Source organism: Lentzea kentuckyensis (assembly GCF_002150765.1).
In the GTDB taxonomy this organism is placed as follows: domain Bacteria; phylum Actinomycetota; class Actinomycetes; order Mycobacteriales; family Pseudonocardiaceae; genus Lentzea; species Lentzea kentuckyensis.
The window spans coordinates 23,048-47,903 of record NZ_MUYM01000016.1 but is presented as its reverse complement, the minus strand read 5'-3'; the positions used below and the strand labels follow the sequence as shown (position 1 = coordinate 47,903).

Sequence of the window (24,856 nt, the reverse complement as noted above, 5' to 3'; positions counted from 1 at the left end):
CGGCAACAGCTCACTCCTCCTCGGTCTTGACCACCCGCATGTGCCGGTTCAACCCCAGCACCTCCAACGCCGACACCAGGTCGTTCGCCACCAGCGCCCGCACCCCGTCCGGCAGCGGCCCGTGGTCCGGCGGCACCAGTGCCTTCTTGAACCCCAGCCGCGCGGCCTCGGCCAACCGCTTCCCCACCCCGTTGACGCGCCGGATCTCCCCGGCCAGCCCCACCTCGCCCAGCACCACCAGGTCGGCGGGCAGCGCGATCTCCCGTTCCGCGGACGCCACCGCCAGCACCACGGCGAGGTCGGCGGCAGGCTCCACCAGGCGCATGCCGCCCACCGTGGCGGTGAAGACGTCCTTCTGGAACAGGTTGACCTTGCCGCGCTTCTCCAGCACCGCCAGCGCCATCGAGATCCGCGCGGAGTCGAGGCCGCTGACCGCGCGCCGGGGCGCCGGCAGGTTCGTCTTGGCCACCAACGCCTGCACCTCACCGAGCATCGGGCGCTTGCCCTCGACGATCACCGTCACGCAGGTGCCCTCGACGGCCTTGTCGCGACGGGTCAGGAACAACCCGGACGGGTCCGGCACCCCGACGATGCCGTCGTCGCGCAGCTCGAAGCAGCCCACCTCGTCCGCCGCGCCGTAGCGGTTCTTGATGCCGCGCAACAGCCTCAAGGTCGAGTGGCGATCGCCCTCGAACTGCAGCACCACGTCGACGAGGTGTTCCAGAACCCGCGGTCCCGCAACGGTTCCGTCCTTCGTGACGTGCCCGACCAGCACGATCGGCAGGCCGCGTTCCTTGGCCGTCGCGATCAGCCCTGACGCGACGGCACGCACCTGCGTGACGCCGCCGGGCCCGCCCTGGGCGCTCATCGTCGACATGGTCTGGATGGAGTCGACGATCAGCATGGACGGCTTGACCGCGTCCACCTGGCCGAGCAACGCGCTGAGCTCGCTCTCGGCCGCCAGGTACATCTCCGGGTGCAGGTTGCCGGTGCGTTCCGCGCGCAGCCGCACCTGGCCGGCCGACTCCTCGCCAGTGACGTAGAGGCAGCGGCCGTGCGACTCGGCCCAGCGGTGCGCCGTTTCGAGCAGCAGCGTCGACTTGCCCACACCGGGCTCGCCGGCCAGCAGCACGACGGCACCCGGCACCAGGCCGCCGCCGAGCACCCGGTCGAACTCGCTGACGCCGGTCGACAGCGCCCGCGCCGACTCGATGTCGACCTCGCCGATCGGGCGGGCCACCGACGTGGGCGCTCCCGCCACCACGCGGGTCGCCGGCGCCGTGCCGCGTTCCTCGATGCTGCCCCAGGCCTGACACTCGGGGCAGCGGCCGAACCACTTCGCCACCTCGTGCCCGCACTCGGCACAACGGAAGATCGGCCGCGCTGTCTTCGCCACGGGTCGAACGTTAGAGGAGAGGTCTGACAAAAAAGTTTCGCGGGCTTGTCGATCCGGCGTGGTGCCCGTTCGACGCATGAGTGGAAGGACACGACAGCCTGGAGGACAAAGTGACCACCGCAACCGCGACCCAGACCCGCAAGTTCGCCCTCGGCCGCTACGCCACCGTCGTCACCCGCGTGCTGACCGGCCTGCTGTTCACCACCACCGGCCTCAACGGCTTCATCATGTTCATGCCCGCCCCGGACCCCAGCACGATGGCTCCCGCAGGCGTCGCGTTCAGCGCCGCGCTCTACGCGACCGGCTACATGCTGCAGCTCGCGTCCGGTGTCCAGCTCCTCGCCGGCGTCCTGCTGATCGTCGGCCGGTTCGTGCCGCTGGCGCTCGCGCTGCTGGCCCCGATGGTCGTGAACATCTTCCTGTTCCACGTGTTCCTGGAGCCGAGCGGCATCGTCACCGCGCTGGTCGTGGTCGCCGCCGAGATCGGGCTGGCGTGGGCCTACCGCGACAGGTTCCGCCCGATGCTCAAGGCCTGATCCCAACGGAAAACGCCGCCCCCTCGCACTGAGGGAGCGGCGTTTCCGACGTTCAAGGGGTCAGTGACCGCCGGTCTCGTGGCCCTCGCTGACGCGCTTGTGCTCGGACGGCGCGATCGGCACCTCAAGAGTCAGCGTTCCGGCCTTCTCGAAGAGGAACGTGATCTTGACGGTCTGCGCGGCCACCACGTCGCGGTTGATCTTCTTCAGCGTGCAGCGGACCTGCAGCACCTCGAGGTCGTCCGGCAGCGCGGCCGACGACGAGGTCGGCGACACCGAGGACGAACCGGACGGGCGGCCGGAGGACGCGGGCGAACCGGACGACGGCGTCTCGGAGTTCGAGGTCGGCGACACCGAGGACGACGAGGCCGCGGACGACGAAGCCGGGTTGGACGTCGGCGTGACCGACGAGGAAGACGCGTGCGACGACTCCGAGGCGTGCGCGGAGGACGACGGCGCGGAGGTCTTCGTCGGCGCCTTCGAGGCGTCGTACTCGGCCTGCAGCGCGTACCGCGGCGGGATGTCCTTGCCGCCCAGGACCTCGGCCTCGCCCTCAGCGGCGTCGGACTTGATCGACAGCAGCTTGTCCGGGGTCTCCCCCGTGTTCGCGATGACGAAGGTGAGCGGCACGGCGTCACCCTCGCGGTACCGGTTGCCGTCCGGCGGGAAGGCCAGCATGACGTTGCGCACCGCGATCGGGCCAGCGTTACCGCTCGCACCGTCGACGGCGGCGACCTGGGTGTCGGTCTGGGTGATCTGACCGGCGCTGCAGCCGACCGCCACCAGGCCGAGGCCCGCGGCCAGCGCTGCCGTCACGATCATCCGGCGAGACACTCCTGAGTTCACGGCTCCAGCGTCCTTCCTAGGGAACAACCACCAGGCAAGGAGCCTAACCGGGACCCGAAAACCGGACTCGACGTGGTGCCAATCGATCTTGACAAGCCCGTACGTTGCACGCAAACAGGTGGTTTGTCAACCCCCCACACGGCCCTGACCAGCACTAACGGATCATCGACCTGCGATCGAAGGGTTGCTGGACGTGTTAGTATGGAGGAAGCGAAAGGGGCAGAGGACACATGGTTTTCAAGGTCGGAGAGACCGTCGTCTACCCGCACCACGGTGCCGCTCTCATCGAAGCAATCGAGACCCGCGTTATCAAGGGCGAGGAGAAGAAGTACCTCGTCCTCAAGGTGGCGCAGGGCGACCTCACCGTTCGGGTTCCCGCTGACAACGCCGAGATCGTAGGCGTGCGCGACGTTGTCGGCCAGGAAGGGCTGGACAAGGTTTTCGAGGTCTTGCGTGCTCCCCACACCGAGGAGCCGACCAACTGGTCTCGGCGGTACAAGGCCAACCTTGAGAAGCTCGCCTCCGGCGACGTGAACAAGGTTGCGGAAGTGGTGCGCGACCTCTGGCGGCGCGAGAAGGATCGCGGGTTGTCCGCCGGCGAGAAGCGGATGCTGGCGAAGGCGCGGCAGATACTGGTCAGTGAGCTGGCGCTGGCCGAGGGCACCGACGAGGACAAGGCCGAGGTTCTCCTCGACGAAGTTCTCGCCACCGCGTCGTAGGTTTTCAAAAACACAAAACACAGAGCATCGGACAAAGTCGCAACATGAGTGTTGTCGCGCTCGTGCCTGCGGCAGGGCGGGGTGAGCGTCTGGGCTACGGGATGCCCAAGGCGCTCGTGCCGGTCAACGGAGTACCGCTCCTGACCCGTGCCGTGCAAGGTCTGTTCGCGTCAGGCCAGGTTCAGCACGTGGTCATCGCCGCTCCACCGTCCGATGTGGACCTGGTGCACACTGCAACCGCCTCGCTGGCTCCGGCCGGTGGGGCGGTGCACGTGCTTTCAGGGGGTGCCGAACGCACCGACTCGGTGCGCCTCGCCCTCGAACACGCACTCCGCGTGATTCCGGACACCTCGATCGTTCTGGTTCACGACGCTGCTCGTGCCTTCACCCCTCCCGAGGTCGTCGCCGACGTCGTGGCCGCGGTGCGCGCCGGGCACGACGCCGTCATTCCCGTACTTCCGGTGGCCGACACGATCAAGCAGGTGGACGAGGTCGGAGTAGTCGTCTCCACACCTGACCGGGCCGGTCTGCGAGTCGTCCAGACCCCGCAGGGTTTTCGCGCCGAGACTCTCAAAGCCGCCTATTGCTCCGGTATCGCCGCGACTGATGATGCTGGTCTCGTAGAGAAAAACGGTGGCGTGGTCCACACGGTTCCCGGACACGCGCACGCCATGAAGATCACCACTCCGTTCGACCTCGCGGTCGCGGAGGCACTGTTCGCTGGAGGAAGCGCGTGAGGATCGGCCAGGGCGTCGACGTCCACCCGATCGAAGCAGGTCGTGAGTGCTGGATCGCCGGACTGCTGTGGGAGGGCGTCGACGGTTGCGCGGGTCACTCCGACGGCGACGTGGCCTCACATGCGCTGTGCGACGCCCTGCTCTCCGCGGCCGGCCTCGGCGACCTGGGTGAGGTCTTCGGCACATCGGATCCGCGCTGGTCCGGCGCGCACGGAGTGGTGCTGCTCACGGAGGTGCGCCGCCTCGTCGAAGAGGCCGGTTTCCGTGTGGGAAACGCCACAGTGCAGGTCATCGGCAACCAGCCGCGCATCGGCAAGCGCCGCGCCGAAGCTCAGAAAACGCTTTCCGAGGCCATCGGCGGCCCGGTCTCCGTGGCCGGCACCACCACCGACGGGCTCGGTCTCACGGGGCGAAACGAGGGAATCGCGGCCATCGCCACGGCGTTGCTGGTGGCATGGCAACCCTTTCAGAACAGCAGCGCAGTCTCCTAGACAGCGCCAACTACGCCACGGTCGCGACGCTGACCAAGGACGGCAGCCCCCAGACCTCGGTCGTGTGGATCAAGCGCGACGGCGACGACGTGCTGTTCTCCACCGTTGTCGGCCGCGCGAAGGAAGTTCACCTCAAGCGCGACCCGCGAGTCAGCATCACCGTGATCAACAAGGACAACCCGTACCAGTACACGGAGTTCCGCGGTGAGGCGTCACTGACGACCGAGGGCGGGCCGGAACTCATCAACGAGCTGGCGCACAAGTACATCGGCCAGGACTACGCGGGCGACGTCGGCACGGACAACGTCCGCGTGATCGTCCGCGTGCAGGTCGCCAAGACCACGGGCAACCTCTAGTCGGGAAGCTTGATGACGGCAGTGCCGCCGTCGAGGTCGATCCGGCTTCGCGGCGGTGCTCCGTCCCCCTCCTCGTCACGCCGCTGCCGTTCCTCCTTGCGGTGCTCGAGCTCGTCGCGCTTGGCGCCTTCGAACGTCGCTCCGAGCTCGTCGAAGCTGATCGTCGCGAGAGGTGTGCCGCCCTTCTTGCGCCGCACCACCCACTCGATCACTGCCAACACGAACAAAATCGTCACCACCCCCGGTAACGACATCGCCCAGATCATCCCCGCAGCCATATCTGGACAACTCCCCCCACAGGGCTGTGGTTCCCGCCACTAACATCCACACGGTGCCCAAGTACGACGTTTGCCTCTCCTTCGCCGGCGAAGACCGCGACTACGTCGAAGAGGTGGCCCGCCACCTCACCGAACTAGGCGTCTCCCGCTTCTACGACACCGACGAACAGGCCGATCTGTGGGGCAAGAACCTGGTCGAGCACCTCGACCAGATCTACCGCAAGGACTCGCGCTTCTGCGTGATGTTCGTGTCGGAGGCCTACGCGCGGAAGATGTGGACGAAGCACGAGCGGCAGGCGGCGTTCGACCGCGCGCTCGTCTCCGACACCGAGTACGTGCTGCCGGTTCGGTTCGACAACACCGAGATCCCGGCACTGCGCGCCGGGACCGGCTACCTCGACCTGGCCAACCGCACGCCGCGCGAGCTCGCCGTGCTGATCGCCCAGAAGGTCGGGGCCGCGGTCGGCCCACCGCCGCCGGGCTGGGAGTACCAGCTGTTCTCGGACACCGTGGCGCTGCACATGCGCAAGCTCAAGGACCAGCAGCTCAGTCACGAGATGGGCTTCGCGACGACCGTCCGCTCGTTCACCACCGACGTGGACGCGCTCGACTACTTCAAGACGCGCACCCGCGTGTTCGACGACACCGTCAACGGCATCGCCGACCTGCTCTCACCGGGCAAGCAGCAGTGGGCGTTCGGCCCGGCGGGACGGCCCGGCGACCGGGACAAGATCCGTCACCTGGCCAACCGCTTCGTGGAGTCGTACGAGGACCTGCTCAACTGGGCCGCGGACCTGCGCGGCACCCAGACGCCGGACCACCTCACCACCCTCTACAAGACCGCCGCGCGGCTGGCCGACGCGCCGCTCAAGCAGATCGAGGAGTTCGTCGAGCAGTTCGCGGCCGCGAGCGAACGCGGTGCGGGTGACCTGCAGCTGACGCTGTCCTACGACGCGTCACAGGTCGAGGCCGAGCTCAAAAAGGTCCAGACCACTTAGCCGTCGAGGACGTAGAGTCGGGGGCGTGACGATCAGCGCCGCGCTCTTCGACTTCTCCGGCACGCTCTTCCGGCTCGAGCACCCCGAGCTCGAGTCCAACGGTGACCTGATGCGTGCCCTCACCGCCCCGGTCGGCATCGCCGACGGCATGGACCCCGAACTCGTCGACTCGTGGCACCGCCGCGACCTCGACCCCGACGTCCACCGCTGGGTGCACGTGAGGGTGCTCAACGACGCGCTGGTGCCGAACGCCGAGGCGCTCTACGACCAGCTGCTGCACCCGGACTCGTGGCAGCCGTACCCGGACACCAAAGCGACGCTCGAACACCTGAAGGACGTCCCGGTCGCGGTCGTGAGCAACATCGGCTGGGACATCCGGGCCGTCTTCGAGCGCCACGGCCTCACCCACCTGGTGGACGAGTTCGTGCTCTCCTACGAAGAAGGCGTGATCAAGCCCGATCCGAAGATCTTCACCACCGCCTGCGAACGACTGGGCGTCGATCCCCGCAATGCCGTGATGGTCGGCGACAGCGAGGAGGCGGACGGTGGAGCGGAGGCGATCGGTTGCTCCTTCCGGCTCGTCAACCCGGTTCCGACGAGTGACCGGCCCAATGCTCTTTTGGATGTGGCCCGTACCATTCCCGTGTGAGCCTCCACATCTACGACACCGCGAGCCGGTCCATGCGGGAGTTCCACCCGCAGGTCAACGGAACGGCGTCGATCTACGTGTGTGGGGCGACCGTGCAGGGCGTACCTCATATCGGGCACGTGCGCAGCGGGCTGAACTTCGACGTGCTGCGCCGCTGGCTGGCGCGCGACGGTGCCGAGGTCACGCTGGTCCGCAACGTCACCGACATCGACGACAAGATCCTCACCAAGGCCGCTGAGAACGGCAAGCCGTGGTGGGCGTGGGCGTACGAGCACGAGCGCGCCTTCGAGGACGCCTACGACGCGCTGGGCTGCCTGCCGCCGTCGTACGCGCCGCGCGCCACCGGCCACATCACGCAGATGGTCGAGCTGATGCAGCGGCTGATCGACAAGAACCACGCGTACGACGTCGACGGCGACGTCTACTTCGACGTGCGCTCGTTCCCCGAGTACGGCGCGTTGTCCGGCCAGAAGCTCGACTCCGTCGAACAGGGCGAGACCGCGGTGCGCGGCAAGCGCGACCCGCGCGACTTCACGCTGTGGAAGTCCGCGAAGCCCGGTGAGCCGTCCTGGCCGACTCCGTGGGGCCACGGCAGACCAGGCTGGCACCTCGAGTGCTCGGCGATGGCCACGGAGTACCTCGGCGGCACGTTCGACATCCACGGCGGCGGGCTCGACCTGATCTTCCCGCACCACGAGAACGAGCAGGCCCAGTCGCGCGCGGCCGGTGACGGCTTCGCGAACTACTGGATGCACAACTACTGGGTGACGCTGTCCGGCGAGAAGATGGCCAAGTCGCTCGGCAACACCGTGTCCATCCCGGAGATGCTGAACAAGGTTCGTGCGCAGGAGCTGCGCTACTACCTGGTCGCGCCGCACTACCGCTCGCACATCGAGTACTCCGAAGGCGCGCTGGACGAGGCGGTGACCGCGTACGGCCGCATCGAGTCGTTCCTGCGGCGTGTCGTCGAGCGGGTCGGACGCGTCGATCTGCGCGGCGACATGTGCCCGGACTTCGTCGTTGCGATGGACAACGACCTGAACACGCCTCAGGCCGTGGCCGCACTGCACAACAAGGTGCGCCAGGGCAACACGGCGCTCGCCGACGGCGACCACGACAAGGCCCGTGAGGCGGCCGAGTGCGTTCGCCGGATGGCCGACATCCTCGGCGTCGACCCGTTGTCGCCGAAGTGGAACGACCAGTCGTCTGCCGACATCGGCATGCGGCAGGCGCTGACCACGCTGGTCGATCGGCTGCTCGTCGAGCGCCAGGAAGCCCGTAAGAGCAGGGACTTCGCACGCTCTGACGCGTTGCGCGACCAGCTGCTCGAAGCGGGCATCGCCGTCGAGGACACCCCCGACGGTCCGCAGTGGACTTTGAAGGACGACTGACTTCCGTGGCTGGCAACTCCAAGCGCAAGGGCGCGATGCGCAATCCGGGCTCGAAGAAGGGCGCGGTCGTCGGCTCCGGCGGGCAGAAGTCCAAGGGCCTGCAGGGCAAGGGTCCGACCCCGAAGGCGTCGGAGCGCCCGAACCACCCCGCGTACAAGCGGGCCACTCGGGCCGCGAAGACCGAGGCGGTCAAGACCCAGCGGCGCCAGAAGACCGAGAAGGCCCAGGCCGAGACCGTGGCGGGCCGCAACCCCGTCGTGGAGTGCCTGCGCGCGGGCACCCCGGCGACGGCGCTGTACGTGGCGCTGGGCATCGACGCGGACGACCGCGTGGCCGAGGCCGTGCGCCTGGCCGCTGACCGGGGCATCTCCGTGCTGGAGGTGGCCCGCGGCGAGCTCGACCGGATCACCGGCGGCGCGATGCATCAGGGCCTCGGCCTGCAAGTTCCCCCGTTCGAGTACGCGTCACCCGATGAGTTGCTCGAAGTAGCACAGCGTGCCGGTGTGCCGCCGCTGCTGGTGGCGCTCGACGGCGTGACGGACCCTCGCAACCTGGGCGCCGTCGTGCGTTCGGCCGCGGCGTTCGGTGCGCAGGGCGTGGTGCTGCCGCAACGGCGCAGTGCGTCGATGACGGCTGTCGCCTGGCGGACCAGCGCGGGCACGGCGGCCAAGATGCCGATCGCGATGGCCACGAACCTCACCCGCACGCTGCGCGACTGGGCAGAGGCAGGCCTGATGATCGTGGGCTTGGACGCTGACGGTGACGTGGACGTGGACGGTCTGGACCTCGCGACAGGCCCGCTGGTCGTGGTCGTGGGCTCGGAAGGCCGTGGTCTCGGGCGTCTGGTCAAGGAGACCTGCGACCAGACCGTGTCGATCCCGATGGCCACCGGCGTCGAGTCGCTCAACGCGTCCGTCGCCGCCGGTGTCGTGCTGGCCGAGATCGCGCGCCGCCGCCGGATCGTCGCCAAGGGCTGAGCCGGCCGAGGCCGATCAGACCGACTTGTCTGACGTTATCGGCTGGTTCGCGACGCCAAGCGCGCTCATTCACCGACGTTAGTGATCGTTTTCCTGCCTGCGAAACCGGTTTAGGTTCGCGGGCAGGAAAACGGCAAACTCCGGTTGCTGCCAACAAGTTGCGAGTAACCGCGCCGACAAACGGCGGGGTCTTTTACGCGCCACTCCCGAGCGCGGGTACGTTCTGCCTGATCACCAATTACCAGTTCCGCCGGGCAGGAGTCGGAGCCGATTGCACCGGTTGGCCGAGTAGGTGACACCCGTTTGGCACCGGTTGACACAGAACGTGACCATTTGGGGTCCAATCAGGCGACGACGAGGTCAACTGTGAAGAAGATCAGCGTCACGTTTCGCTATTGTAACTACTTTAGGTAACCAGCCTGCTCCGTTTAGGTACACACTGTGGTAGGACAGACGTTGAACGGTCAGGCAGCTTCTACCGTGATTGTCGTTAGAAATTGATTACCACCGGCGGGGGCGACGTGACTCGGCGTAGAGCGAATCAGGACGTGCTGATTCGTCGCGCGCAAGGCGCGGCTCGCCGAGGTCGCGCATGACGACGCGCGGCGCCCTCCGCGAGCTCGTGGGTTTGCGTGAGTTCCGCGCCATGTGGATCGGTTCGACCGTTTCGACCGCCGGTGACCAACTTGCCGCCGTCGCAATCTCACTGCTCGTATTCGAGCGAACACGATCCGTTGCGGCAACGGCCCTCACGTGGTCGCTGACGCTCTTCCCGCCGCTCATTTCGGGCCCGTTGCTCGGCTGGGTCGCCGACCGGTTCCCGCGACGCACGGTAATGGTGACGACCGCCTGGTTGCAGGCCGGACTCATGGCCGCGATGGCCATTCCGGGCATGCCGCTCTGGGCGATGATCGTGCTGCTCGTGACGGTGCTGGCGATCTCCTCGCCGTACCTCGCGGCCCAGGAGGCAAGCCTCCCCCACGTCCTGCCACCCCAGCGCTACGACGACGGCGTGGCGCTGTTCGGCACGTCCGTCGACATAGCTCAGATGGCGGGCCTCGCCGCCGCCGGCTTCCTCGTCGCCTACACCGGCCCTGGAGTGGCGCTCGCGATCAACGCCGGCACGTTCGCCCTGCTGGCGATCCTGGTGCAGCTCTCCGTGCAGCACCGCCCGGCCGCGGACCCGCTGGGCCGCAAGAAGAAGGACGACGAACCACGCGGCGTGCTGACCCTCATGGTGTCCGAGCCGCGCCTGAGGACACTGCTGGGCGTCCGCCTGCTCGCGGGCCTCGCGATGGTCCCCGAAGGACTCGCGGTACCGCTCGCGGCGAGCCTGAACGCGGTGTGGGCAGTCGGTCTGATCCTCGCCATCGAACCCGCGGCGAACGTGCTGGGCGTGGCGTTGCTCTTCCGGCTCGTGCGAGATCCGGCGAAGCGAGAACGGCTGATCGGTCCACTCGCGATCCTGTCGCTGGCACCGTTGATCATGTTCGCGTTCAACCCGAACCTGACGTGGACGATCGTATTGCTGGTGTTCGCCGGTATAGGCGGGGCTTATCACACGCCTGCCCGATCGGCCTGGATGCGACTGCTACCGGACCAGTACCGAGGAAGGGCTTATGGCATTGGGCGCGCCGCGTTGCGCTCGAGCCAGGGCGGAGGAATGGCGCTGGCCGGTGTCGTCGCCCATTCGATCGGCTCGATCACGGCGACGATCGCGGGAGCGGGCGGCATCGGACTGCTGCTGGCGACGCAGGCCACCTTCGCCTGGCGACGCGCCCGAGGTCGCAACGACTCGAAGGCGGTGGCAATCTGAAACAGAACGGTCACCAATAGCGATATCCGTAGTAGAGACACCATGATGATCCAAGGTGCGAATGAGTCGGTCGAGGAGAGGCGGCGTTCAGAAGTCACGGTTGTTGCACATGGAAGGACACCTCCTCGTTGCGACAAGCAGCAGCGCGGTGGTCTACGACCTGGTCAGCGGCGGCTTTGCTCATGATGTGCCATGAGCGTAGGGGGTCGTGGTGAAGAACAGTTTGACTGATCGCAGGCGATCGCGGGCACTCGGCTTGACTCCGATTCGCAACTGGGACCTTTGGACCGTTGCGCCTAGTGCGATCGCATACTTTTTCGTGCTCGAAGCGGCCGTGGCCGTAGCCTCCATCTGGCTGCTGACGAGGCTGACTTCGGTCTCGACCTCCGACTGGCTGCGCTTCGGCGCGCTCATCGCCGCGATCACGATCCACCTGACCATCGTCCGCAGAGCGGAAGAAGCCCGCCGCAACGAGGCCTCAGGCCCCCACATCGACCTGACCTCGGTCTGGACCTTCGCCGCCGCCGTGGCCCTACCGGGCGGCCTGGCCGTGATAGCCACGATCTGGATGCGCATCCTGATCCAGCCCATCGCCCGCCGCCAGCCGTACCGCTTCGTCTTCGGCACCGCCTCCATGCTCGCCTCCACCCTCCTTTCGTGGGCACTGGTCCACCTTTCGGGTGTCTCACTGGCAGCGACCGGAAACGTCCCCACCGACCTGGGCCTGGTGCTGGTTTTGGCCATCGCCGCGGTCCTCTACTGGTTCGTCCAGGTGATGACCGTCGCGGTCGCCTTCAAGATCGTGACCCCGAACTCGAAGGTCCTGGACTTCCTGGGCTCCAAGGTCGACAACATGCTCGAAATGAGCACCCTCGGCGCCGGCGCCATGCTGGGAATGCTCATGACCTCGCACTGGGTGGGCCCACTGCTCCTGACAGTCCCGGTGATCCTCGTGAACGCCCTCCTGTCCCGAGCCGGAGAACGCCGAGCCCACCTGGAACGCCTGCTGCGCGAACAAGAACAGCTACACCAACGCCTGGCGGCCGACGCCCACACCGACTACCGAACGGGCCTGCTCAACACCAACGGCCTGGCCGAGTACGCGGGCCGCCTGGCAGAACGCTGCCGCCTGGACAGCCAGCCGATGACCGTCCTGGTCATCGACCTGGACCACTTCAAGCGCATCAACGACACCTGGGGCCACCCAGCAGGCAACGCGGTCCTGGCCGAAGTGGGCCGAATCCTGCGCGAAAAACTCCGCCCAGGCGACGTAGCAGGCCGAGACGGCGGCGAAGAATTCGTCGTGGCCCTCAAGGACACCCCAGTGGCCCAAGGCGTGACGATCGCCGAACGCATCCGCGAGGCCATCGGCTCCCTGGCCGTCCCCACCACCGACAAGCACCGCAACGTCGTCACTTTGTACGGCCGCGAAATCCAGCCGCCAGAACCCGAAGGCGTGGAGCTGCAAGCAATCTCCGCCTCAATCGGCGTAGCCGTGATCCCGGACAACGGCCCGGACATGGCCACCGCCCAGCACTCGGCCGACGCAGCCCTCTACAAGGCCAAGGAAAGCGGCCGCAACCAGGTCCGCGTGGCAGGCCTGGACATCCCGCCGCGCCTGATGCCCGCTCCCCGCGCGGACGACATCACCAAGCCGATCACGTCCCGCACCGCCTAGCCAGCCCCGCAAGGTCGCGCAACACTGCTAGGCGGAACGTCGCTGCACAGCCCCAACGCCTCGGCACACGAGGTAGATCACAAAGCTGACCGCCGTGACGAGAGCGGAGACCGGAAGGCCCGGCTGAAGCGACAGCAGAATGCCGCCGACCGCCGCAATCTCGGCAAAAACAACCGAAAGTACGGTAGCCCGCAAAGGCGACGCCGTGATCCGCATGGCGGCCGCGGCCGGCGTGATCATCAACGCCAGCACCAGCAATGCGCCGACGACCTGAACCGAAAGCGCCGTCGCGACACCGACGAGCACCGCGAACACGATCGACAGGCCGCGCACCGGGACACCGCGCGAGATCGCGACGTCCGGGTCGACCGAGGCGAAGAAGAGCGGCCGGTAGATGAACGCCAGCACGGCGAGCACCGCGACCGACGACACCACCAGGAGGTTCAGGTCCGTCGAGTCGACGCCGACGATCTGACCGGTCAGCAGGCCGAACTTGTTGGAGGCACGGCCTTTGTAGAGCGCGAGCATGAGGATGCCCATGCCGAGCCCGAACGCCAGGATCGCGCCGATCACCGAGTCGCGGTCGCTCTCCCGGCGGGACAGCACGCCGAGCAGCACCGCGGCGACGATCGACCCGGCCAGCGCCCCGTAGCCGACACCGACGCCCAGCAGCAATGCCGCCGCGCCACCGGTGAACGCGAGCTCGCTGGTGCCGTGCACGGCGAACGCCATCTTGCGGGTCACGACCAACGGCCCGAGCACGCCCGCGACGAGCCCCAGCACGGCGGCCGCGATCAACGCGGTCCGCACGAAGTCCAGTTCGAGCAGATCCAGAAACGTCACGACGCGGCCTCCGCCGTCAGGTGGTGGGTCTGCTCCTCGCAGGCCCCGGCACCGACGACCAGGATCTGGTCGCGCACCCGCACGACCTCGACCGGCGTCCGGTACAGCTCGGACAGCGTCCGGGAGTTCATGACCTCGTCCGGCCTGCCGACCCGGAACCGCCCGCCGACCAGGTAGAGCACCCGGTCCACCAACGGCAGCACCGGGTTCAGCTCGTGCGTGACGAACAGAACGGCCGTGTCCGCCTCACGACGCCGTTTGTCGATCAGCTCGGAGACCACCCGCTGGTTCGCGAGGTCCAGGGACAGCAGCGGTTCGTCGCAGAGCATCACGGTCGGGTCGCCGACCAACGCCTGGGCGACGCGCAACCGTTGCTGCTCGCCGCCGGACAGCAGGCCGATCGGCTCGTCCGCGTACCGCGTGGCACCGACGGACTCGATCGCCGCGTCGACCCGGATCCTGCGCTCACGGCGGTGGCGCAGGCCGAAGCCCCACCGGTAGCCGTCGAGGCCGAGACCGACGAGGTCCCGGCCGCGCAACGTCATGGACTGGTCAAGCGCTCGCTGCTGCGGGATGTACCCGATGGCGCGGTTGCCGCCGGCCACCTCGACCGAACCCGACGACAGCGGCTGCAACCCGAGCAGCACCCTCATCAGGCTGGTCTTGCCGGACCCGTTCGGCCCGAGGACCGCGAGGAACTCACCGGGCTCGACGTCGAGGTCGAGCCCGTCCCACAACACCCTGTCCCCGTAGGACAGCCGGGCCCCGCGCAGCGAGATGGCACTCATGCTTTGAGGGCCTGCGACAAGGCGTCCACCTGCTTGCTCATCCAGTCAAGGTAGCCGGTCACGCCCTCCGGCAACGTCTCGGTGACCGCGACGATCGGAACGCCGGCCGTCTTGGCCTTCTCGACGAGGCCCTTCGTGACCTGGTTCTCCGTCTGCGTGTTGTCGATGAACACGTTCACCTGCTTGCCTTCGACCAGCTGGTTCATCGACGCGAGCGCGGCGGCCGGCACGTCAGACTCCTCCTCGACCGCCTTGCTGAACGCCTCGGGCGTCACGTCCTCGGCACCGGTCTCGTCGATCAGGTAGTGCGCGATCGGCTCGGTCGCGACGACCTTCTTGCCCTTGCCGATGCCGTCGACCTTCTTCTCCAGCTCCTCGAGCTTCGCGCTGAAGTCCGCGGTGTTCTTCTCGAACGTCGTCTTCTTGTCCGGCGCGATGGCGCCCAGCTCGTTCGCGGCCGCCTCGGCCACCGCGCGCACGGTGTGCAGGTCGTACCAGACGTGCTCGTTCACGCTGTGGTCGTGACCGTCGGCGTCGGGCGTCCCGGTCTGCGGCTCGGCGTGGTTCTCGCGCAGCGGGAACGCCTCGATCTTCTTGGTGGCGTCGCTGGTGATCAGCTTGGCGAAGAAGTCGTCGTAGCCGCCGCCGTTGAACACGACCAGCTTGGCGTCCTTGACCAGCGCGGCGTCCGAGGGCTTGCTCTCGTACGAGTGCGGGTCGGCAGACGGGTCGTCCAGCAGGGCCTTGACCTCGACGGCGTCGCCACCGACGGCCTTGACCACGCTGCCCCACACGTTCGTGGAAGCCACGACCTGGATCTTGCCGCTGTCGGCGGACGGCGTGGTCGTGCCACAGGCGGTCAGGCTCGCCACCGCGAGCGCGCCCACCAGAACGTTGCGGAGAGTCATCACGCCGTCCCTCGATCAGGTAATGGAAACCGTTGTCGAGTTCAGTTTAGAACACGAAAAAGCCCCCGGCGGTCACGCCGGGGGCTTTCGCGTGTGAATCACGCCTCCAGGCGCTCGCCCGATTCGGGGTGGAACAGGTGGATCTCGGTGTGGTCGCGCACGGCGACCTTGACGTTCTGACCCAGGGTCGGCGGCGTGCGGCCGTCGACGCGGACGACGAAGCGCTGCGACGAGTCGCCGATCTTCACCGCACCGTGCACGAGCGCGTCGGCACCGAGCTCCTCGACCAGCTCGACGGTCATGTCCATGCCCTCGTCACCCGACGGCACGATGCCCAGCGCCTCGGGCCGGATGCCGAAGGTGACCTCGTCCAGACCACCGGCGGCGTCGAGCGCGGCCCGGCTCAGCGGCACGATGATGCCGTCGAGCTTCGCGCCCTCGGACGAGATCGGCACGGTCTTGAGGTTCATGGCCGGCGAACCGATGAAGCCCGCGACGAACGCGTTGGCCGGGCGGTCGTACAGCGCGCGAGGCGTGTCGCACTGCTGCAGCAGACCGTCCTTGAGCACCGCGACGCGGTGACCCATCGTCATGGCCTCGACCTGGTCGTGCGTGACGTAGATCGTGGTGGTGCCGAGACGCTGCTGCAGGGCCGCGATGTTCGCACGGGTCTCGACGCGCAGCTTGGCGTCCAGGTTGGACAGCGGCTCGTCCATGAGGAACACGGAGGGCTCACGCACGATGGCGCGACCCATCGCGACACGCTGCCGCTGACCACCGGACAGCGCCTTCGGCTTGCGCTCCAGGTACTTGGTGAGGTCGAGCATCTTGGCGGCCTCTTCGACCTTCGCCTTGATCTCGGTCTTCGGCACACCGCGCAGCTTGAGCGCGAAGCCCATGTTCTCCGCGACCGTCATGTGCGGGTACAGCGCGTACGACTGGAACACCATCGCGATGTCCCGGCCCTTCGGCGGCACGTTGGTGACGTCCTTGCCACCGATCTGGATGGCGCCCTCGTCCACGTCCTCGAGGCCCGCGAGCATGCGCAGCGCCGTCGACTTGCCCGAACCGGACGGGCCGACCAGCACCAGGAACTCGCCGTCGGACACCTCGAGCGACAGCTCGTCGACCGCGCGGACCGGCGGGTTGCCGGAGAACACGCGTGACGCCTTGACGTAGGACACCTCAGCCATGTGACGCACCTTTCACCTTGTCTGGGCGCGACGTTAGGCATTGCAAGCGCTTACGGGAACAGACGTAAGCGCTTACGTTTCAGAAGGCTTTCGCGTTGCGGGCGGCCCAGTCGGCGAAACGGGTCGCCTTCCGCCCGGTCACCTGCTCCACCTGGCCGCTGACCTGCTGCTCCTCAACTGTCGGCGAACCAAGAATGGTCAGCGTCCCGTCCACAACGGGCGGAGGCATGAACCTCAGCATCTGCTCACGAGCCTCCTCAACGGACTGCTCCACGAACGGCAGCGAGAGCGCTTCCGCTCGTTCCCTCGGGGTCAAGGCCTCCGGACCGGTCAGCACATACGTCTGCCCCTCATGGCCGCCCTGAAGCGCGACAGCAGCCACGGCAGCGATGTCCGCCGGATCGACGAACGGCAGCGCCACGTCCGCGAACGGCGCCGCGGCCACCCCGCCGGCCCACGCGTAGGTGTTGGTGAAGAACCCGCTCGGCCGCAGGATCGTCCACTCCAGACTCGACTGCCGCACGTCCTCCTCGAACGACGCCATCCGCGAGTGCGGAATCATCCCCGGCCGCGTCCCGGCGCCCTGCGAGGACAACAGCACCACCCGCCGCACACCGCCGGACTTCGCCACGTCGAGCACGGACGCGATGTCCGTGTCCGGTCCTAAGAGATCGCCACCGAACAGCAGGAACAACGCCTCCGCACCGTCGACAACAGGCTCCAACGTCGAAGGCCGGGCGAGATCCACCCGAGGGCGTGACACCCCGACAGCCTTGTCCCCCAACAACTCCATCAACGGACGGCCGACGTTTCCGGTCGCCCCGGTCACCACGATCACGAGCATCTCCTCGGTTGTTTTGCTATCCCGGGGAAAGCTAACATTGTGAAGTTAGTAGGTACCTAGAGGAAAGTGACTATCCATGACGCCGGTACCCGAGCTGGCCTGCCCGATCGCACCCGTGGTCGACCTGGTCTTCAGCCGCTGGACGACACCGATCCTGTGGACGCTGAACGAGTACGGCCGCCAGCGGTTCGTGGAGCTGGAACGGCGGATCGGCACGATCACGCCGAAGGTCCTCACCCAGCGGCTGCGGCAGCTGGAGCGCGACGGCCTGATCACCAGGACCTACCACCCGGAGGTTCCTCCACGGGTGGAGTACGAGATCAGCGAGCTGGGGCGCAGTCTCGCGCCGATCTTCCACGGCCTCGCCGAGTGGTCGAAGCGCAACCTGGCCGAGGTCGACGAGGCCAGGCTGCGCTACGACGCGAACTAACCCTTCACGGCACCGGACGACAGCCCGGTCACCAGGAACCGCTGAACCAGGTAGAACACGATCACCGCGGGAATCGCGACCAGGATGGACGCCGCCGCGAGGTGGCCCCACTCGGTCCGGTTCTGCTGCACGAACACCTGCAGCCCGACCGCCAGCGTCTTCGAGTCGTCGGCGGCGGACAGGAACGCCGACGCGAACGCCACCTCGCCCCACGCGGTCAGGAACGCGTAGAACGACGTGACCGCGAGCCCCGGCTTGGCCAGCGGCATGACCAGCCGCCAGAACACGCCGAACGGCGAAAGCCCGTCCACCCGGCCGGCCTCGTCGATGTCCGTCGGGATGGTGTCGAAGTAGCCCTTGAGCATGTAGGTGCAGAACGGCACCGCGGTCGTGCAGTACACGAGCACGAGGCCGATCGAGGTTCCCTGCAGCCCCAACGCGATCAGGATGTTGTACAGCGGCACGATCAGCACCGCGAACGGGAACATCTGCACGACGAGGAACGACATCATCAGCGATCGCTTGCCGGGGAACCGGAAGCGCGACGCCGCGTAGCCCGTCGTCGCGGACAGGAACACCGCGATCACCGTCGTCAGCAACGCGATCAGCACCGAGTTGCCGAACCAGGTGAGGAACGCGCCCTTCTCGCCGCCCAGGATCCGCGTGTAGTTGTCCAAAGAGGACTCGTTGAACAACTTCGGCGAAGTCTCCACCGCACGGGCGTCGGGCTTGAAAGACGTGACGAGCACCCAGAAAACCGGGAACACGGCGACCAGCGACGCGATGATCAACCCGGCGTGCAGGCCGATCGAGGCCGCCAAGGACCGATCGCTGCGCTTGAGGCGGCGTTCGGGACGAACCATCTGCAACGAAGAAGCGTCGAGCGTCATCACCACACCTCGCCTTGCTTGCGCAGCGCACGGCGGTAAACCGTGGCGAAGACCAACAACACGGAGAGGATGAGCACGCCGTAGGTCGACGCGATCGCGTAGTCACGTGAGGCGCCGGAGAAGAAGCGCTCGAACGCGTACGTGACGAGGATGCGCGTGTTCGGGTTCGGCCCGGCGATCAGGTAGATCACCGGGAACATGTTGAACGTCCAGATGATGCCCAGCAGGATCACCGTCGACGACACCGAGCGCAGGCCCGGCAGCGTCACGTGCCGGAACCGCTGCCACGGCGTGGCGCCGTCCATCTCCGCGGCCTCGTACAGATCGCCGGGAATCGACTGCAGGCCACCGAGCAGCGCCACCATCATGAACGGCACGCCCAGCCAGACGTTGACGACGATCACCGCGAACAGCGCCCAGTCGGACTGACCCAGCCACACCGGGTCGGGCAGGCCGACCGCGCGCAGCAGCTGGTTGATGATCCCGTACTGCGCGTTGAACATGTACTTCCACGCGAACGCGCTGATGAACGCGGGCACGGCCCACGGCAGGATCAGCAGGACGCGGTAGAGCGTGCGGCCCTTGACCTCGCGGTTGAGCAGCAACGCCAGGCCGAGGCCGATCGTGTAGTGGAAGAACACGCAGCCGAACGTCCAGATCAACGTGCGGACCAGCGTTGCCCAGAACGCGCCGTACGACGAGTCGCCGGACAGCACGTTCAGGTAGTTCTTGAAACCAACGCCCTCGTAGCTCGCCGGCCGGTCGAGCACCGGGTTGGCGATGTTGGCCTCGTTGATGTTGGTGAAGGTGAAGAACACGCCCTGCGCGAGCGGGTAGAGCACCAACACAGCGATGACCACCACGACGGGCAGGACCATCGCGTACGCGTACCAGTGCCGTTCCAAGAACCGGCGCACCGAAATCTCTCCCTCCAGCAAGAGTCGTGAGCGGCCCGGCGAACCGGACCGCTCACGAGCTCACTCAGCCGATCGAGTACTCGGTGACGACGGTGTCCTTGTAGGCCTTGGCGACCTCGTCGAGCGCCGCCTTGGCCTCCTTCTTGCCGGCCAGCACGTCGGCGTAGGCGATCTTCAGCGGGTCGAACAGCTGGCCGCCCTCCGGGATCCACGGACGGGCGTGCGCGGCCTTGGCCACCGGCTCGAACGCGGACACGACGGCGTTGGCCTTCACGTCGGCGTTGCCGTACGCGGACTTGCGGGTCGGCAGCAGGCCGAGCTCCTTGGCGACCTGCGCCTGCGACTCGGCCGAGCTCATGCACTGGATGAACTTGATCGAGGACTGCTTGGCCTTGGTGCCCTGGCGGACCACGTAGTCGTGGCCACCGACCGGTGCGCTGCCCTTGCCCGCGCTGTCACCGGGAACCGGCGCGATGCCGAGGTTCGCCTTGTCGGTGAACGCGGCGCCCTTGAGGTAGTCGGCGACGGCCCACGGACCGTTGACGACCATCGCGGCCTCGCCGGACGAGAACGCGGCCTGCATGTTCGCGTAGGAGTTCGTCGGGTCGAGCGCGGTCGTCGCGGCCTTGGCGTCGAGCAGGCCCTTGGCGGTCTGCAGCGCCTTCACGTTCTTGTCCGAGTTGACCACGATCTTCTTGGCGTCCGCGTCGACCAGGTCGCCGCCCGCGCCGTAGATGAACGGCAGCGCGTAGTACGCGTCGTTGTTGAGGAAGAACGACTTCTCGCCGCCGAGCTTGGCGGCCGCGGCCTTGAGCTCGTCCCACGTCTTCGGCGGCTCGACGCCGGCGTCCGCGAGCTTCTTCTTGTTGTACAGCAGGGCGAGCGAGTCGGTGACCTGCGGAACGCCCCAGGACTTGCCCTCGTACTTCGTGGAACCCAGCGGGACCTCGAGGAAGTCGCCGGTGTCCTTGGCGAGGTCGGTGTCGGTCAGGTCGGCGACGAGGCCGTTCTTCGCGAGCTGCGGCACCCAGGCGACCTCGGAGCGGAACACGTCCGGCCCCTGACCGCCCTGCGCGGCGGTCTTGTAGTTGTTCAGCGCCTGGTCGAACGCGACGGTCTCGGTCTTGACCTTGTAACCGCCCTTCGTGGCGCAGTCGTTCGCGATCTTGGTGAACACCGGGCTCTCGTTGGGGCCACTGGTGTCCCAGAAGGTCACTTCGCCCGAGTCGGATCCGCTGTTGCTGCTCGATCCGCCGCTCCCGCAGGCGGTGAGCACGAGGGCGACACCCGTCGCCATGGCGGTCACGAGGGTTGTCCGTCGCATCGTTGCTGCCGTTCCCTCCAGCTGGGCCTCATCTCCGGGTGAGACGAGGGGTCTTGCAAGTTTTTGCGATAATGTTGCGGGCGATTTCACTACCAGAACCATGGTCAGGTCAAGACGTGGTCCGTAACCAAGCCGTAACGGCACTGTCTTGCAAACACTCGTTGCAAAATTTTTCTGAGCACGGCAAGCTTGCGCCCAAACCAGGCGTGACCAGGGAGGCAACGTGTCCGGACTGTCCGAGATCGCCAGGGCAGCCGGGGTGTCCATCTCGACCGTGAGCCGTGTCCTCAACAGGCGCGCAGGTGTGAACGAGGAGACCCGGCAGCGGGTGCTGTCGGTGCTCGCGGAGATGCCGTACACCCCGCGCGGGCTCGGTGCGTTGCAACGCACCGGCGTGATCGGCCTGCTCGTGCCCGAGCTCTCGAACCCGGTCTTCCCCGCGTTCGCCGAAGCCCTGGAGACGCGGGCGGCCCGCCTCGGCTACTCATCACTGCTGTGCAACACCCGCAGCGGCGCCCCGATGGGCGAGGAGGAGTACGTCCGGATGCTCCTGGCCCGCGGGGTCGAGGGCATGGTGTTCGTGTCACCGGAGATCACCAACGTCGAGGTGCCGCTCGGTCAGGCGCCCCGGCCGAGCTACTACGCGAAGCTCGTCGCGGACGGCGTCCACATGGTCTTCCTGAACGGTGCCACGCCCGCGCTGGACGTGCCCGACGTGACGGTGGACGAGCAGCTCGCGGGCTACATGGCCACCAAGCACCTGATCGAACTGGGCCACGAGCGGATCGGGTTCGTGTCGGGTCCGGCGCGGTCGCTGCCGTCGCGGCTGAAGCGCGCCGGATGGGCTGCCGCACTTGAGGAGAACCACCTGCCGGCGGGTTCGGAGTACGTCGCGCACGGGCCGTTCAGCCCGGAGGGTGGCGGACTGGCCGTGGCGCAGTTGCTCGACACCGTGACGCCCTCCGCGGTGATCTGCTCGTCCGACCACATGGCGCTCGGCGTGATGCGTGAGGCTCACCAACGGGGGATCTCGATTCCGGACGACCTGTCCGTCGTCGGGTTCGACGACATCCCGCTGGCTGCCTATTCGTCGCCCACTTTGACCACGCTCGCGCAGCCCATCGAGGAGATGGCGGCAGCGGCGATCGACGAGCTCGTGCTGCGCCTGGACCCGGATCGCCGCAGGCAGGGCACCGACAACTACACCCGCGTGTTCCGGCCGCGGCTCGTCGCGAGGGAATCGTCCGCGCCGCCGAAATGAGATGACCTGTTGACCTAATTGGTCTGGACCAAATTCTGAACAAGGCAGATGGGTCAACCAGCGCGGATGCGTCATTTGAGGGACGCAGGTCACCCTGGCTTCACGAATTGGTTCTGAACCGTTACGGTCCTTTCATGGCGCGGTCGATGCATGTGCGACGTCCGGCAACGTTGGCCTCTCTGGCCGCTGAGCTGGGCGTTTCCCGGACAACGGTGTCCAACGCCTACAACCGTCCCGACCAGCTCTCCCCCGAGCTGAGGCGGCGGGTGTTGGACACGGCCCGAAGGCTGGGTTATCCCGGCCCGGATCCTGTGGCGCGCTCGTTGCGCACGCGCAAGGCCGGTGCGGTGGGCCTGTTGCTCACCGAGAACCTCTCCTACGCGTTCCGCGACCCGGCGGCGATCGGCTTCCTCGAGGGGCTCGCGTTGGCGTGCGAGGACGCGGGGACCGGCCTGCTGCTGGTGCCCGCCAACCCCGAACGTGAGGACGTCGCGTCCGTCCACCGGGCCGGTGTCGACGGCTTCGTCGTCTACTCGGTCCCGGACGACGACCCGCACCTCGCCGCGGTGCTGGAGCGCCCGGTGCCCACCGTCGTCTGCGACCAGCCGGACCTCGGCACCGTGGACCGCGTCGGCATCGACGACCGCGGCGCGATGTACGAGCTCGCGAAGCACCTGATCGGGCTGGGCCACCGTCGCGTGGGCGTCGTGTGCATGCGCCTCGCGCGTGACCGCAACGACGGCTTCGTGACCGCGGACCGCCAGCACGCCGCGCACTTCCACGTGCAGCGCAACCGCCTGTCCGGCCTGGCAGAGGCGTTCAGCGAGGCCGGCGTCGACTGGTCGCAGGTGCCCGTGGTCGAGCGCTTCGACCACAACATGGCCTCCGGTGCGTCCGGCGCGGCCCAGGTGCTCGACAAGGACCCGCAGATCACCGCGTTGATCTGCACCTCGGACGTCTTGGCGCTCGGCGCGATGACCGAGGCGGCCCGGCGTGGCCTGCGCGTGCCGCACGACCTCACGGTGACGGGCTTCGACGGCATCCGCGCCGGCGAGGAGGCCGGGCTCACGACGGTTCGTCAGCCGGTGCTGGAGAAGGGCCGGGCGGCGGGCAAGCTGCTGCTCGACGCGAGCGAGCGGTCGCGGCCGCGGTCGGTGAACCTCGCGACCGAGCTGATCATCGGCAAGACCTCGGCGGGGCCGCGCGGCGGTGCCGAGGAGCGTTGGTTCGGGCCGTGAGGCTCAGTATTCCAACCTGAACACCACTGGTGAGCTGGCCTTTCCGGCCAGCTTCGCCACCAGCAGGTAGTCGCCGGGCCCCAGCCGGGTGTGCGCACCGCACCCCGGCTGCGAGGTGGAGCCCGCCCACTTCGTGCCGTAGTTGAAGATCTCCTTGGGCTGCATGACCCGCACCTCGGTGCCCGCGGTCGCCAGGCAGTGGTTGCTGGACCACAGCAACGTCGCCCCGTCAGCGCTCAGCACGGTGAGCTCGCGATGCTGGCGCCCGATGTCCTTGATGCACGGCACCGGCCCGTTGTTGGCCACGTCCATCGACAGTTCCGGCTGGTCACCGACGGTGTAGAAGGGCTTGTTGGCCTTCGCCACGACCCCGATCACGTCGTCCGGGCAGGGCTGCGGCGGCCCGGGAGGCGGTGGCGGCGGAGCCGGCGGCGTGGTCTGCGTCGGCGGCGGGGTGGTCGAGGACGACGCGGACGCCTGCTCGGACATGCTGGGCGGCGGGTTCGACGACGACGCCGCGGCGGCGTTGGCAGGCTGGGGTTGCGGATCGTCCGAGCCGAACATCCCGACGATCCAGATCACGAGCAGCAGTGTGGCCAGGGCGGCCCCGATCGCGGCGATGCGGCGGCGCCAGTACACCGTGGACGGCAGCGGACCTGTGGGCTCGATCACGGCCCGAACGTAGCCCGACCAGGTGGAATCCAGCGGTAGGCGAGCATCGCTCGATCCGGTGAACGTGATATTGACCCTCTTCCCCTTGTGAACGCCTGCTAACTCCGGTTCCAATCGACGCAGGGGTCCGCCGGTAGGCCATGGAGGGTGTCATGACCGCGATCGACGAACTGCTCAAGCGGAACTACGAGCTCGGGAACGTGGTTCCCGGAGACCGTTCGTCCGCGAAGCCGTCCCTGCAGGTGGCGATTCTGACCTGCATGGACTCGCGCATCCGGGTGTTCGAGATCTTCGGGTTGAAGCAGGGTGAGGCGCACGTGCTGCGCAACGCGGGTGGAGTCGTCACCGACGACATGATCCGCTCGCTGGCGCTCAGCCAGCGCAAGCTCGGCACGCGCGAGGTGCTGCTGGTGCACCACACGAACTGCGGCCTCGAGATGGTGACCGAGGACGACTTCAAGGACGAACTGGAGGCCGACACCGGCCTGCGCCCGACCTGGGCGGTCGAGGCGTTCAAGGTGGTCGAGCAGAGCGTGCGCGGCTCCATGGCCCGCCTGCGCCGCAGCCCGTTCATCCCGCACACGGACAAGATCCGCGGGTTCGTCTACGACGTGCACACCGGCGAACTCCGCGAGGTCGACGCCGCCGAGACGCAAGCCGCCTGATTTTCCCGCACGCGG

27 protein-coding genes are annotated in these 24,856 nt (G+C 67.5%); 15 read left to right on the top strand and 12 right to left on the bottom strand.

Annotated elements, in window-relative coordinates:
- Window positions 1-10: 10 nt before the first annotated feature.
- Complete coding sequence (gene radA / locus B0F77_RS09920) at window positions 11-1,396, bottom strand: DNA repair protein RadA (protein WP_245847924.1); 1,386 nt, start codon at window positions 1,394-1,396, stop codon at window positions 11-13.
- Window positions 1,397-1,506: 110 nt separating this feature from the next.
- On the opposite strand from radA, the gene B0F77_RS09915 reads away from it, so the two are divergent.
- Entirely contained in the window at window positions 1,507-1,932 is a 426-nt protein-coding gene (locus tag B0F77_RS09915) for a hypothetical protein (protein WP_086662709.1), read from the top strand.
- A gap of 60 nt (window positions 1,933-1,992) precedes the next feature.
- On the opposite strand, the gene B0F77_RS09910 is transcribed toward B0F77_RS09915, so the two are convergent.
- Window positions 1,993-2,754 carry a hypothetical protein gene (locus B0F77_RS09910; RefSeq protein ID WP_086662518.1) on the bottom strand — a complete coding sequence of 254 codons (762 nt, stop codon included), beginning with the start codon at window positions 2,752-2,754 and terminating at the stop codon, window positions 1,993-1,995.
- A 254-nt stretch (window positions 2,755-3,008) separates the two neighbouring features.
- Between B0F77_RS09910 and B0F77_RS09905 the strand changes: the two genes are divergently transcribed.
- From B0F77_RS09905 to B0F77_RS09890, 4 genes are read left to right on the top strand one after another with little or no spacing between them, the layout of a single operon-like run.
- Complete coding sequence (locus tag B0F77_RS09905; RefSeq protein WP_012782996.1) at window positions 3,009-3,497, top strand: CarD family transcriptional regulator; 489 nt, start codon at window positions 3,009-3,011, stop codon at window positions 3,495-3,497.
- Between the two features lie 44 nt (window positions 3,498-3,541).
- Window positions 3,542-4,234, top strand: coding sequence for a 2-C-methyl-D-erythritol 4-phosphate cytidylyltransferase (gene ispD, locus B0F77_RS09900; RefSeq protein WP_086662517.1), 693 nt, complete (start codon window positions 3,542-3,544; stop codon window positions 4,232-4,234).
- Entirely contained in the window at window positions 4,231-4,725 is a 495-nt protein-coding gene (ispF, locus tag B0F77_RS09895) for a 2-C-methyl-D-erythritol 2,4-cyclodiphosphate synthase (RefSeq protein WP_086662516.1), read from the top strand. The genes ispD and ispF overlap by 4 nt, the downstream gene beginning before the upstream one ends.
- Complete coding sequence (locus B0F77_RS09890) at window positions 4,689-5,081, top strand: PPOX class F420-dependent oxidoreductase (RefSeq protein WP_086662515.1); 393 nt, start codon at window positions 4,689-4,691, stop codon at window positions 5,079-5,081. Before ispF ends, B0F77_RS09890 begins: the two co-directional genes overlap by 37 nt.
- On the opposite strand, the gene B0F77_RS47025 is transcribed toward B0F77_RS09890, so the two are convergent.
- Window positions 5,078-5,302 (bottom strand): DUF6191 domain-containing protein, encoded by a 225-nt coding sequence (locus tag B0F77_RS47025; protein WP_158102657.1) that lies wholly within the window; start codon window positions 5,300-5,302, stop codon window positions 5,078-5,080. The two genes, B0F77_RS09890 and B0F77_RS47025, sit on opposite strands and share 4 nt — an antisense overlap.
- 110 nt (window positions 5,303-5,412) lie before the next feature.
- Here B0F77_RS47025 and B0F77_RS09885 point away from each other — a divergent pair, with 110 nt between their 5' ends.
- The 6 genes from B0F77_RS09885 (at window position 5,413) to B0F77_RS09860 (ending at window position 12,868) form a co-directional block, all read left to right on the top strand.
- Window positions 5,413-6,357, top strand: a complete 945-nt coding sequence (locus B0F77_RS09885) for a toll/interleukin-1 receptor domain-containing protein (protein ID WP_158102656.1) — start codon at window positions 5,413-5,415, stop codon at window positions 6,355-6,357.
- A gap of 25 nt (window positions 6,358-6,382) precedes the next feature.
- Window positions 6,383-7,006 (top strand): HAD family hydrolase, encoded by a 624-nt coding sequence (locus B0F77_RS09880; RefSeq protein ID WP_086662513.1) that lies wholly within the window; start codon window positions 6,383-6,385, stop codon window positions 7,004-7,006.
- On the top strand, window positions 7,003-8,397 hold the full coding sequence (cysS, locus tag B0F77_RS09875) for a cysteine--tRNA ligase (protein WP_086662512.1): 1,395 nt from the start codon (window positions 7,003-7,005) through the stop codon (window positions 8,395-8,397). Before B0F77_RS09880 ends, cysS begins: the two co-directional genes overlap by 4 nt.
- Before the next feature lie 5 nt (window positions 8,398-8,402).
- Window positions 8,403-9,374 carry a 23S rRNA (guanosine(2251)-2'-O)-methyltransferase RlmB gene (gene rlmB / locus B0F77_RS09870; RefSeq protein WP_086662511.1) on the top strand — a complete coding sequence of 324 codons (972 nt, stop codon included), beginning with the start codon at window positions 8,403-8,405 and terminating at the stop codon, window positions 9,372-9,374.
- Window positions 9,375-9,966: 592 nt separating this feature from the next.
- Window positions 9,967-11,190, top strand: coding sequence for an MFS transporter (locus B0F77_RS09865; protein ID WP_086662510.1), 1,224 nt, complete (start codon window positions 9,967-9,969; stop codon window positions 11,188-11,190).
- Window positions 11,191-11,509: 319 nt separating this feature from the next.
- On the top strand, window positions 11,510-12,868 hold the full coding sequence (locus B0F77_RS09860) for a GGDEF domain-containing protein (RefSeq protein WP_245847923.1): 1,359 nt from the start codon (window positions 11,510-11,512) through the stop codon (window positions 12,866-12,868).
- Between the two features lie 27 nt (window positions 12,869-12,895).
- On the opposite strand, the gene B0F77_RS09855 is transcribed toward B0F77_RS09860, so the two are convergent.
- The 5 genes from B0F77_RS09855 to B0F77_RS09835 all read right to left on the bottom strand — a co-directional run bounded on the left by B0F77_RS09855 (window position 12,896) and on the right by B0F77_RS09835 (window position 17,444).
- On the bottom strand, window positions 12,896-13,711 hold the full coding sequence (locus B0F77_RS09855; protein ID WP_086662509.1) for a metal ABC transporter permease: 816 nt from the start codon (window positions 13,709-13,711) through the stop codon (window positions 12,896-12,898).
- Complete coding sequence (locus B0F77_RS09850) at window positions 13,708-14,499, bottom strand: metal ABC transporter ATP-binding protein (RefSeq protein WP_086662508.1); 792 nt, start codon at window positions 14,497-14,499, stop codon at window positions 13,708-13,710. The genes B0F77_RS09855 and B0F77_RS09850 overlap by 4 nt, the downstream gene beginning before the upstream one ends.
- A complete protein-coding gene (locus B0F77_RS09845; protein WP_086662507.1) occupies window positions 14,496-15,407 on the bottom strand; it encodes a metal ABC transporter solute-binding protein, Zn/Mn family in 912 nt (303 codons plus the stop codon). The genes B0F77_RS09850 and B0F77_RS09845 overlap by 4 nt, the downstream gene beginning before the upstream one ends.
- 98 nt (window positions 15,408-15,505) lie before the next feature.
- Window positions 15,506-16,600, bottom strand: a complete 1,095-nt coding sequence (locus B0F77_RS09840) for an ABC transporter ATP-binding protein (RefSeq protein ID WP_086662506.1) — start codon at window positions 16,598-16,600, stop codon at window positions 15,506-15,508.
- A gap of 79 nt (window positions 16,601-16,679) precedes the next feature.
- Complete coding sequence (locus B0F77_RS09835; protein WP_342746785.1) at window positions 16,680-17,444, bottom strand: SDR family oxidoreductase; 765 nt, start codon at window positions 17,442-17,444, stop codon at window positions 16,680-16,682.
- Between the two features lie 76 nt (window positions 17,445-17,520).
- On the opposite strand from B0F77_RS09835, the gene B0F77_RS09830 reads away from it, so the two are divergent.
- Complete coding sequence (locus tag B0F77_RS09830) at window positions 17,521-17,874, top strand: winged helix-turn-helix transcriptional regulator (protein WP_086662505.1); 354 nt, start codon at window positions 17,521-17,523, stop codon at window positions 17,872-17,874.
- Here the strand turns inward: B0F77_RS09830 and B0F77_RS09825 are convergent.
- From B0F77_RS09825 to B0F77_RS09815, 3 genes are all read right to left on the bottom strand, one after another.
- Window positions 17,871-18,764, bottom strand: a complete 894-nt coding sequence (locus B0F77_RS09825; RefSeq protein WP_086662706.1) for a sugar ABC transporter permease — start codon at window positions 18,762-18,764, stop codon at window positions 17,871-17,873. The two genes, B0F77_RS09830 and B0F77_RS09825, sit on opposite strands and share 4 nt — an antisense overlap.
- Window positions 18,764-19,642, bottom strand: a complete 879-nt coding sequence (locus B0F77_RS09820; protein ID WP_086662705.1) for a carbohydrate ABC transporter permease — start codon at window positions 19,640-19,642, stop codon at window positions 18,764-18,766. The genes B0F77_RS09825 and B0F77_RS09820 overlap by 1 nt, the downstream gene beginning before the upstream one ends.
- A 103-nt stretch (window positions 19,643-19,745) precedes the next feature.
- Window positions 19,746-21,005 (bottom strand): extracellular solute-binding protein, encoded by a 1,260-nt coding sequence (locus tag B0F77_RS09815; protein WP_086662504.1) that lies wholly within the window; start codon window positions 21,003-21,005, stop codon window positions 19,746-19,748.
- A gap of 223 nt (window positions 21,006-21,228) precedes the next feature.
- On the opposite strand from B0F77_RS09815, the gene B0F77_RS09810 reads away from it, so the two are divergent.
- Together B0F77_RS09810 and B0F77_RS09805 are read left to right on the top strand one after the other, a co-directional pair.
- Window positions 21,229-22,266 carry a LacI family DNA-binding transcriptional regulator gene (locus tag B0F77_RS09810; protein WP_086662503.1) on the top strand — a complete coding sequence of 346 codons (1,038 nt, stop codon included), beginning with the start codon at window positions 21,229-21,231 and terminating at the stop codon, window positions 22,264-22,266.
- Between the two features lie 134 nt (window positions 22,267-22,400).
- Window positions 22,401-23,504 carry a LacI family DNA-binding transcriptional regulator gene (locus tag B0F77_RS09805; RefSeq protein WP_086662502.1) on the top strand — a complete coding sequence of 368 codons (1,104 nt, stop codon included), beginning with the start codon at window positions 22,401-22,403 and terminating at the stop codon, window positions 23,502-23,504.
- A gap of 3 nt (window positions 23,505-23,507) precedes the next feature.
- Here the strand turns inward: B0F77_RS09805 and B0F77_RS47795 are convergent, their stop codons facing one another.
- On the bottom strand, window positions 23,508-24,176 hold the full coding sequence (locus B0F77_RS47795) for a hypothetical protein (RefSeq protein WP_086662501.1): 669 nt from the start codon (window positions 24,174-24,176) through the stop codon (window positions 23,508-23,510).
- A gap of 152 nt (window positions 24,177-24,328) precedes the next feature.
- Between B0F77_RS47795 and B0F77_RS09795 the strand changes: the two genes are divergently transcribed.
- Entirely contained in the window at window positions 24,329-24,841 is a 513-nt protein-coding gene (locus B0F77_RS09795) for a beta-class carbonic anhydrase (protein ID WP_086662704.1), read from the top strand.
- Window positions 24,842-24,856: the final 15 nt, after the last annotated feature.

What these genes read in the sequence shown, in the direction of transcription:
- B0F77_RS09865 (WP_086662510.1), top strand. Translation starts at nt 9,967, where the DNA reads ATGACGACGCGCGGCGCCCTCCGCGAGCTCGTGGGTTTGCGTGAGTTC.
- B0F77_RS09815 (WP_086662504.1), bottom strand. Translation starts at nt 21,005, where the DNA reads ATGCGACGGACAACCCTCGTGACCGCCATGGCGACGGGTGTCGCCCTC.
- B0F77_RS09840 (WP_086662506.1), bottom strand. Translation starts at nt 16,600, where the DNA reads ATGGCTGAGGTGTCCTACGTCAAGGCGTCACGCGTGTTCTCCGGCAAC.
- B0F77_RS09890 (WP_086662515.1), top strand. Translation starts at nt 4,689, where the DNA reads ATGGCAACCCTTTCAGAACAGCAGCGCAGTCTCCTAGACAGCGCCAAC.
- ispD (WP_086662517.1), top strand. Translation starts at nt 3,542, where the DNA reads ATGAGTGTTGTCGCGCTCGTGCCTGCGGCAGGGCGGGGTGAGCGTCTG.
- B0F77_RS09910 (WP_086662518.1), bottom strand. Translation starts at nt 2,754, where the DNA reads ATGATCGTGACGGCAGCGCTGGCCGCGGGCCTCGGCCTGGTGGCGGTC.
- B0F77_RS09845 (WP_086662507.1), bottom strand. Translation starts at nt 15,407, where the DNA reads ATGACTCTCCGCAACGTTCTGGTGGGCGCGCTCGCGGTGGCGAGCCTG.
- B0F77_RS09795 (WP_086662704.1), top strand. Translation starts at nt 24,329, where the DNA reads ATGACCGCGATCGACGAACTGCTCAAGCGGAACTACGAGCTCGGGAAC.
- B0F77_RS09835 (WP_342746785.1), bottom strand. Translation starts at nt 17,444, where the DNA reads ATGCTCGTGATCGTGGTGACCGGGGCGACCGGAAACGTCGGCCGTCCG.
- B0F77_RS09830 (WP_086662505.1), top strand. Translation starts at nt 17,521, where the DNA reads ATGACGCCGGTACCCGAGCTGGCCTGCCCGATCGCACCCGTGGTCGAC.
- B0F77_RS09905 (WP_012782996.1), top strand. Translation starts at nt 3,009, where the DNA reads ATGGTTTTCAAGGTCGGAGAGACCGTCGTCTACCCGCACCACGGTGCC.
- B0F77_RS09850 (WP_086662508.1), bottom strand. Translation starts at nt 14,499, where the DNA reads ATGAGTGCCATCTCGCTGCGCGGGGCCCGGCTGTCCTACGGGGACAGG.
- B0F77_RS09805 (WP_086662502.1), top strand. Translation starts at nt 22,401, where the DNA reads ATGGCGCGGTCGATGCATGTGCGACGTCCGGCAACGTTGGCCTCTCTG.
- B0F77_RS09825 (WP_086662706.1), bottom strand. Translation starts at nt 18,764, where the DNA reads ATGACGCTCGACGCTTCTTCGTTGCAGATGGTTCGTCCCGAACGCCGC.
- B0F77_RS09820 (WP_086662705.1), bottom strand. Translation starts at nt 19,642, where the DNA reads ATGGTCCTGCCCGTCGTGGTGGTCATCGCTGTGTTGGTGCTCTACCCG.